Below are 8,744 nucleotides of genomic sequence, written 5' to 3'. Positions count from 1 at the left end.
TGTTGAAATGAGCATTTTTATTCCGCCATAATTGTGCACTTTGATCCCGCCATTTACACCGAGTTCTCCCTCCCTTCATTCAGTGAAAGAACACTCTACCGTGTCCTTGAAACCCTTGGTGCCAACCGGGATGAAATCATCTCCAACATCCAGGATGTACTCTTCTCGAGGTACGATTTTGAGCATACCGACATCAACATGGACTGGACCAGCATAGTCCTTCATGGCAATGAAGCCCGGCTTGGAAAGTATGGATACAGCCGGGATCACCGGCCAGATAAAAAGCAGATCACTGTTGGTGTCACTGAACTTTCCGACCCGATCAATATCCCAATTGGGATGACAATCGAACCAGGTAATCTCAATGATCAGAGCCACTTCAAGAAGACGTATCGCCAGTCAAGGAGCCGGCTCAGAGAGGGATCTCTGGTGATATTTGACAAAGGAGCGAACAGTGTCGCCAATACCCAGATGATCCGGGCAGACAATCTCCAGTACATCACCGGAAAGAAGCTCAACAAGAGCGATGACAAGATAATCGCTGAGTTTGAAACCTATAGCCCTCAGATTATTGATTCGGAATCTGGGATCCGTGGGATTAAAATCGAGAAGCCGAACAGTGTCAATTATCTCTACTTCTCAGAAAAGCTGCAGAAAGAGCAGCTGGAATCCAGAGCCAGAAAAGTTGTTCGAGAGATAAAAGAAGCAAAGGCCATTCAGGAAAGCATTGACAAAAATAAGGCTCTTCCGAAACGCTTCCGTATAAACAATCTTCTTGTGGATGTGGACTACTCCATCCAGACAAAGCTGATTGAACTCTCAGAAGATGATGCCGTCAGGCTTCTTGAAGAGAAGTTCATCACCGGCAGAGAGGGATTCTTCTGCCTGAAATCGAGTAAGAATTTGACACTTATCGAAGCTCTTCAGACCTATCGAAAAAAGGACTCGATCGAGAAGATATTCAACTCACTCAAGAACGAGATCGAGATCAAACCATTGCGCGTCTGGACCGATAACAGCATTTACGGTGCATTAATCATTGGGTTTATTGCACAGTTGTTTGTCTCGCTGATCCGATTTGAGATCCCGGACCTGAAGCATACATCAACAAAATTCATCAAAACGGCGCTATTGAATTTGACAGTTACCGTTGATTCGTGGATGAGGAAGACAAAAAGGTTCATTCACTCCAATTTTTATGCCATTAACACGATGGTTTTACGGCATAATTGGGCGATTACATGAAATTTTGAGGGGAAAAACTTCAACTGTCAAATACAGTTTCCCAATGTAATTCTGGAGAAAATAGATCCCGATAGTGCATGCTCCAATTGGGTGGCTGAAGCCAAAGTGGCAAACTTAGGTGGTAATAATGGGTACTATCATCATAATCAATTAACCACACAAAAATATTTATTAATATAATCACCATTTCACAATCAGGTTTTAATAATGGTTGATTTTAAAAAACTGAAGGGTGGGAAAGTACAATCATTGGATTCAAACCCTATAAAAATATTTGAAAAATTAGACAAAACGGTGGGAAAAGAATATTTATGGCCACCCCAAGAATACATTTTAACAGAGTGGTATCAAAAACACCGCGAAAATATTGATACGATAATAAAATTACCTACAGGATATGGGAAAACTCTAATCGGATTATTGAGTTTATTATCCTCGCTAAAAGAGGGAAAAGGTCCTGCATTATATCTATGCCCCAATACCTATTTAGTAAATCAAACAATTCAGCAAGCAAAATTATTTGGTATAAAAACTGTAGAAACTTTACCTACTCGTGAATTACCTCGTGAATTTAAGAATTCAGAGGCAATACTAGTTACAACTTGTAATAAATTATTCAATGGCTTATCAAAATTTGGATTTGCTGATTCTCGCTCTGAAATTACTGAAATTGGTGCGTTAGTAATGGATGATGCACATAAATGCCTTGATATTATTCGAGAATCATTTTCAATAAACATAGATAGTGATGATGAAATATATAAAAAGATATTTAATTTATTTTTTGAAACTCTAAAACAACAGGAACCTGGAACTGTAAATGATATTCTATGTAAACACGATGATTGTATGATATGTGTACCTTATTGGCACTGGTATGATCAAAAGGACGCTGTTCTAAAGATATTAAGTGATAATCAAAACAATGATAACATTAAATTTTCTTGGAATTTAATAAAAAATAACCTTGATGTATGTAACTGTTATTTTTCAGGGAGAAGAATGGAAATTTCTCCACGCCTAGTACCTATTGATTTAATTCCATCATTTTCTGATTGTAAACGTCGAATTTTTCTTTCGGCAACATTAACTGATGATGCTTTTTTGATCAAGGATTTAGGAATAGATCCGAATCGTGTACTGTCACCGCTCGTCTATGATAAAGAACATTTTAATGGGGAGAGACTAATTTTAATTCCATCATTAATTGACATCCATCTTGAAAGGAAAGAAATAATATCTTGGCTGGAAAAATTAGTTAAAAATTATGGATATTTTGGAATTATAACTATTGTTCCATCTTTTAACCTTGCTAAAGATTGGAAAAAATCAGATTGTGTTCAAGTATCGAGCATAAAGGAAACAATTGAAGAATTAAATTTGCAGATTAAACAAAGAAAAGCTAAGCAGATAAAAATTTTAGTAAATCAATATGATGGAATCGATTTGCCAGATGATACATGTAGAATCTTATGTTTTGATTCTCTTCCATCTTATTCAAATTTATCTGATAGGTACATTCAGTTAACACGCCCAAATTCACCATTAATTAGACAAATGCTCGCACAGAAAATTGAGCAAGGAATTGGACGTTCAATAAGAGGCAAAAGTGATTATTCAATTGTAATAATAATTGGGACAAAATTGACAGATTTCTTATCAGTTCATAGCAAAAGAGTAGATTTCTCCCAGGAAACACAACAGCAAATAGTAATTGGAGAAGAACTGGCTATGAATATGAGAAGCGAAGGTAACGTCTTCGAAGTGATGGAAAAATTAATATCACAATTTTTAGAAAGAGATGAAGATTGGAAGGATTATTATAAAGATAAGATGTCTGACATTAAATCCACAAGTATATCAAATAAAAATATAAGTCGTTTTCTTTTAGAGATGGAATCAGAAAAAGCCTTTAAAATGGGAAAGGATTCAAAAGCAGCCATTTCCATCCAAAAACTCATCGATAATGCCAGTGACGAAAGGGAAAAAGGCTGGTATTTACAACTCAAGGCAACCTATCAATATCGACAAAGTCCATCTGATTCAAAAAAGGCTCAAATGAAAGCTTTTGAGTTAAATAATAAATTATTTAGGCCAGAAATGGAAGTAACTTATCAAAAAACTACAGCATCATCTCATAATCGTGCCAAGGAAATATTAGATTTAATCAGTAGGTATGATGATAAAACAGAGTTAATGTATTTTATCAAGTCAATCACGAATATGTTACATTTTAACCAGTCATCTGAGATATTTGAAGAGAATATATGTAAGTTGGGCTATATTCTCGGTTTTGATTCAAAAAGACCAGAAAAACAAACTGGAAAAGGTCCAGATAATCTGTGGCGAGTTGATAATAATCAGTATTGGATAATAGAATGTAAAAATATGGTTGAGAATAAGCGAAAAATAGCAAAACGTGAAGCAGGTCAATTACATGAAGCTATTGATTGGTTTAAGGCGACATTTGATAATGGAAAAGTTGGAGTCCCAATATTAATCCATCCAAATCATTTATTAGAAGACCAAGCTTTTTTTTCTGTGGAATATTGGGTCATGAAAGATGAACATTTAACAAAAATAAAGAACAATATTGAAAAATTTTATTTTTCACTGAACGACTATTCAAATGATAATCTCACAACTGAAATAATCAATCAAAAATTCGTAGAATTCGATATTAATTTAGAAAAATTAAAAAACCTTTATACAACAAGAGGAGAGATAAAATAAAATATGCACAATATAACTATTTACCCTTATACAACACTTGCCGGTTAAAAAAACACTAGCATTAACTAAAGCGAAAAACCTATCCCCCTTCCCTCCAACCTCCTATCTCACGACAATGGATCTCTCCGCATACCAGAAGATAAACACCATCATCGAACGCGACAGTGCAGATGCCACCTACAAATATGCCCTGCTCCGTGGTGTCATCGAGATCTGCCAGCAGTATGGCCATACCCGCCAGGATGACCCCTCAACTGCACGGGTCTGGTTTCCCCTTGGCCTCCTGGTCGAGAGATGGATACTCTACTATTATCCGATCTTTTCTGCCCCGGCATTCATCCCTCAGAAGAACGGGGAGCGGCCGGATACCGAGCCGGGGAACAAAGTGGCGTTTCGGAAGTACTTCACCCCTGTCATCGACTTTTATCAGGATCAGGGGGGCTTCTCGGTCTTCTACAATGACTATGCACGTGGCCTGATGCCAGAAGAAATACAGCCGGCCTTCAGGACACTTGTAAAGGAGATCAGAAACACCATCACCAGTATGCCGATGAAACATCTCGGCTTCTCACAGTCAAAAGAGCACTATTCGGTCTTCCAGTACACAAAGCCACTGCCCCGGCTGCCATCCCATTCCAGAATCGACCGGGGCTATCTCATCGAGCATGGAGGATCATTCTCGATATCCAGGGACCTCTGCACCATCTTTGAGTACTTCGGGAGCTTCATATCCGGTGAAGAGTGCATCCTGAAGAAATGGGCAGCATTCACCGCATCAGCAGATAAGACGAAGACGATCACCGAAGAGGCGGTGCTCTCCCTCCTCGGAACGACCCCGACGACTGAGCGGGCACTGGCTGATGCACGGGCAATCTACAGCTCGGTCATCGATCGGGACGGTTCTATCTCCTGTGCATGGTCGGGAAAGCCTCTCAGGGAGCCGGGGGCGATGGATGTTGATCATCTCCTTCCCTTTGCAATCTGGAAGAATAATGATCTCTGGAACCTCCTTCCGGCGACAGGGTCGGTCAATAATCAGAAGCGTGATCGGATACCTGAACCACCATTCCTTGCATCACGAAAGGAGCCCATCATCGGGTACTGGGATCTCCTGCACGATCACTGGCCTCACCGATTCGAGCGTGAGATCTCAGTATCTCTCCTTGGGATGAACTCTCTGGGAGGCGACTGGCAGGAACACGCCTTCGATCAACTCTCTGAAAAATGCACTTACCTCATCGAGATACGAGGATACGAACCATGGTCGATCTAAACGATGATAAAAAGAACTGCCCCTTCTGCGACCCCGCCTCCTCCTCAATCCTCCTCGCAAACGACCTCGCCTACGCTCGCTTCGACCTCTATCCGGTGAGCCCCGGCCACCTCCTCCTCATCCCCTTCCGGCACGTGGCCTCGTTCTTCGACGCAACCGGAGACGAGCAGGCCGCCCTCCTCTCCCTCGTCCATGATGCCCGTCGGCTGCTGGATGAGCGGTATGCCCCCGACGGCTACAATATCGGCGTGAACATCGGGGCGGCGGCCGGCCAGAGCGTGATGCACCTGCATCTGCATGTGATCCCCCGGTATGTCGGGGATATGGAGGATCCGAAGGGCGGGGTGAGAGGGGTGATCCCGGGGAAGATGGGGTATTGAGGAGGAGTGGTTGATTTCAGGGGCCTTCGACCCATGTCGTTATCTATATCGGAAATACCGTTTATGTGCGAGATCTATAGGGAGAATCTCGACCACCCGGATGCGACTCTGATCCGGGCAGATGCGAAAGATGATAGTGTACGTGCGGCTGACATGCATTCTATATATGTCGCCACCCAGCCGCTCAATGCCGGAGGCACCAGTGAGGGAACCCAGAGCTTCAAGTGTGCGAAGATGGCGGAGGATGATACGCCTGCTTTTGAGAGGAAGCCCGAGGACATACTCACAGACCGCACGTTCGATTTCAATTCTCATTCAATCCTCATTCAAGCCCCAGGCTTCCCGAGCTTCATCCAGAGAGACGTACTCTCCTTCCTCACTGACATGCATGGCATGCCTGATAATATCCCGCCTCTCCCGTTCTGCAACCAGATCTAAGATGAGCTGGTCGAATGTTTCACCCGGCTTTTTGATGAGGGAGAGCTTCTCCCAAGTAGATGGAGAGACAGGGATCCGCTTATAGGTACTTTGGCTAACCATGTGAATCACTTTTGATATATGCACCATATGATACATATGGAAACTATGTACTATGTCAACCGCAGATTATAAGAATGCTGTCACACCTGTCGCGAGAGTATCTTCACCACCGGGGGAGCATTTACTACTCGCTCGAACCATAGAAGATATCCACGTGGAGATCTTCTTCTGTATAATGACGCGGAACCTTCCGTACTCCGAGAAGCTCCTCCCATTGCCAGCGTTTCAGACCAGCAAGTGCAGCATCCTTTCCTGAGGAGAGTATCCCTCTCATATAGAGAGCAATTGTTTTCGCTCATTTAATTTTGATCCACTTGGCTCATCTAAAAGTGATCCACCCCAGATCCTCCTTCTGCACCCCCGCCCCCTCCGACATCCTCCTCGCAAACTTCCCACACCTTTCGCCCGATTCGACCTCTACCCGGTCAGCCTCGGCCAGAGCGTGATGCACCTGCACCTGCATGTGATTCCTCGGTATCAAGGGGATATGGAGGAGCCGAAAGGCGGGGTACGGGGGGTTATTCCGGGGAAGAGGGGGTATTGAACCAATTAATGGATTATATCAATAACGATGTTCACTTATATCCTGCCAGAAATGCACAGAACAAAACCGCCAGTGACAGAGGCAATGAGTTCGATAGTTCGTAAAGTTCAATTAATAAACTAAAAAAGCCCGCCCAATTAGCAAATCCAACATACCATCCTCTAAAAATTAGTTAGATCCCTCTAAAAGGGTCTTCTGATAACCAGGCAGATTCATTTTCTGCGAGATGACCCTCCTCACACCTATATAGGCGAGCAACGGGTCAACAAGGAAAGCAATCATGTAGAACATCATTATTGAAGTAAATGATGCTGGCACGATACCAAGCACGACCAGTGCAACAAAGGGTACAATTAACCCGATGTTAATGAAACATGAAATATAAAAGATATATCGGGTCTGCCCTGTGCCATAAAAGACACTTCGCAGGATAGTCCCGATTCCAAAGCCAATATATGGAATGATCAGCCACCAGAATGTTTCAACAGAATATGAGATCATGTCGGGGTTTGGATTTAGGAAACGAGAGAGATCCTCCCAAAAGAAGATTCCTATAACTGCTATTGAAAGCATTATACCGATCACAAGCACCATCGATACCTTTACGACATTCAGTAAATCAGTGAAACGCCGCTCTCCGAAGTAGTTTCCAACAACAATACTTGTACCTTCTCCAAGGGCAAGCACTGGGATCAACAGAGTCCACATAACCCACATAGCCAGACCATATCCGCCGAATTCATTCGTCCCGAGCAGATTGAGAACCAATAACAGCCCGATATAACCGGAGTTTCGGACAAGTGAATCAAGTCCAGTCCATCCACCAATTCTGAAAAGTGGAACAACCTCCTCTTTCCACTTGGTCTGAATAATTGTTACCCAACCCAACTGTAGGAGATGAAGCGTATATGCAACAGAGATAATCATGAGAACTACTTTCGAAATGACATACCCAATTGCGACTCCCTGGATACCAAGCTGCATCGAAATGCTTGTGTTTGATACCAGAAGGAGATCAAGGATCACATTAATGAAAACAGATATCGAAACAAGAATGAGTGCTTCCTTTCCTTTTTGAAGTGATTTTATTGCAATAAGGAGAATAAACGCCACAGCTTCAAAGGGTAGGGCGATAGATTTCAGAAGCAGATAGCTCTTGGTCAATTCGACAATTTCTGCAGGTGTTCCGATAGTCGCTACAAACTCGTTTGTAAAGAATACAACAATACAGGTGACGATCAGGGAGAAGAAAAGCTGTAATATAAGTCCTGCTTTGAGGATGGAGATGACCTTTTCCCTGTTGTGATAATTCTGTGCAATGAGTGCGAGAATCCCAAACGGAATGGCTTCGTTTACTATTTCTATCGTAACTGCGATAAATTCGTACTGTTCTGTTATTGCGAGTGCATCAAAGCTGATTTGGCCAATCCAGTAAACATTCGAGAGCTCGTATACCTTCGGAATTATCATCGCAAGGAGAAGGAAGCCAATGAAATGCCAGGGATAGGCGGTTGAAATTGTACGCCAATATTTTTCGAGTGGTGCAAATAAACTCATAGTTTTTCTCTTTTTCCAAAAATGGCTTTATAAGAACTTATATTTAAGAATAGGAACGATAAAGGCATCGATTTATCTCTTTATAAGAACCGTTTAACAATTTTAGTTTCGAAATGGCTCACTATTGGTCACTAAGTGCACCCCCCTCCGCCATCCACCTCGCAAACGATCTCGTCGATGCCCGCTTTGTTCCTTACCAGCCCAGAGCATAATGCACCTGCAACTGCATGTGATCCCACGTTATCTCGGGGATATGGATGATCCGAAGGGGGGTGTGAGAGGGGTGATCCCGGGGAAGCAGGGGTATTGAGAAGAGGGGGAGGGGAGGTGATATTGAAGGGGAGGAAGAAAAGATGTTGGAAGCGGCCTGCCTATCGCATTATGTGGATACGGAAAAAAATGACGAGTGAAGGAGATGCACAGCCCGAGTTGCAGCCTGGGTTCAGCAAAGAGATAAATAACGGATCTCTAC

The 8,744-nt window shown here is 42.6% G+C and carries 8 protein-coding genes and 1 pseudogene; 5 read left to right on the top strand and 4 right to left on the bottom strand.

Annotated elements, in window-relative coordinates; genetic code table 11:
• Positions 1-66: 66 nt before the first annotated feature.
• The 4 genes and pseudogenes from RJ53_RS10440 to RJ53_RS10425 form a co-directional block, all read left to right on the top strand.
• Positions 67-1,245, top strand: a pseudogene (locus RJ53_RS10440) (IS1634 family transposase); the annotation flags it as partial.
• A gap of 207 nt (positions 1,246-1,452) precedes the next feature.
• On the top strand, positions 1,453-3,978 hold the full coding sequence (locus RJ53_RS10435) for a DEAD/DEAH box helicase (protein ID WP_211531563.1): 2,526 nt from the start codon (positions 1,453-1,455) through the stop codon (positions 3,976-3,978).
• Between the two features lie 115 nt (positions 3,979-4,093).
• Complete coding sequence (locus RJ53_RS10430; RefSeq protein WP_211531562.1) at positions 4,094-5,251, top strand: HNH endonuclease domain-containing protein; 1,158 nt, start codon at positions 4,094-4,096, stop codon at positions 5,249-5,251.
• The gene (locus tag RJ53_RS10425; protein WP_211531561.1) at positions 5,239-5,631 is read left to right on the top strand and encodes an HIT family protein; all 393 of its coding nucleotides are present in this window, start codon (positions 5,239-5,241) and stop codon (positions 5,629-5,631) included. Before RJ53_RS10430 ends, RJ53_RS10425 begins: the two co-directional genes overlap by 13 nt.
• A 39-nt stretch (positions 5,632-5,670) precedes the next feature.
• On the opposite strand, the gene RJ53_RS10420 is transcribed toward RJ53_RS10425, so the two are convergent.
• From RJ53_RS10420 to RJ53_RS10410, 3 genes are all read right to left on the bottom strand, one after another.
• Entirely contained in the window at positions 5,671-5,946 is a 276-nt protein-coding gene (locus RJ53_RS10420; RefSeq protein WP_211531560.1) for a hypothetical protein, read from the bottom strand.
• Positions 5,947-6,171, bottom strand: a complete 225-nt coding sequence (locus tag RJ53_RS10415) for a hypothetical protein (RefSeq protein WP_246496097.1) — start codon at positions 6,169-6,171, stop codon at positions 5,947-5,949. It lies immediately after the preceding gene.
• A 124-nt stretch (positions 6,172-6,295) separates the two neighbouring features.
• Positions 6,296-6,445: a UPF0175 family protein gene (locus RJ53_RS10410; protein ID WP_211531559.1), complete on the bottom strand. Its 150-nt coding sequence runs from the start codon at positions 6,443-6,445 to the stop codon at positions 6,296-6,298.
• Between RJ53_RS10410 and RJ53_RS11805 the strand changes: the two genes are divergently transcribed.
• On the top strand, positions 6,446-6,715 hold the full coding sequence (locus RJ53_RS11805) for an HIT family protein (RefSeq protein WP_343221887.1): 270 nt from the start codon (positions 6,446-6,448) through the stop codon (positions 6,713-6,715).
• A 168-nt stretch (positions 6,716-6,883) separates the two neighbouring features.
• On the opposite strand, the gene RJ53_RS10400 is transcribed toward RJ53_RS11805, so the two are convergent.
• The gene (locus RJ53_RS10400; protein WP_211531557.1) at positions 6,884-8,272 is read right to left on the bottom strand and encodes an MATE family efflux transporter; all 1,389 of its coding nucleotides are present in this window, start codon (positions 8,270-8,272) and stop codon (positions 6,884-6,886) included.
• Between the last annotated feature and the right edge of the window lie 472 nt (positions 8,273-8,744).

This window comes from Methanocalculus chunghsingensis, assembly GCF_018132105.1.
Classification (GTDB): domain Archaea; phylum Halobacteriota; class Methanomicrobia; order Methanomicrobiales; family Methanocorpusculaceae; genus Methanocalculus; species Methanocalculus chunghsingensis.
This window is presented reverse-complemented; position numbering and strand designations above follow the sequence as displayed.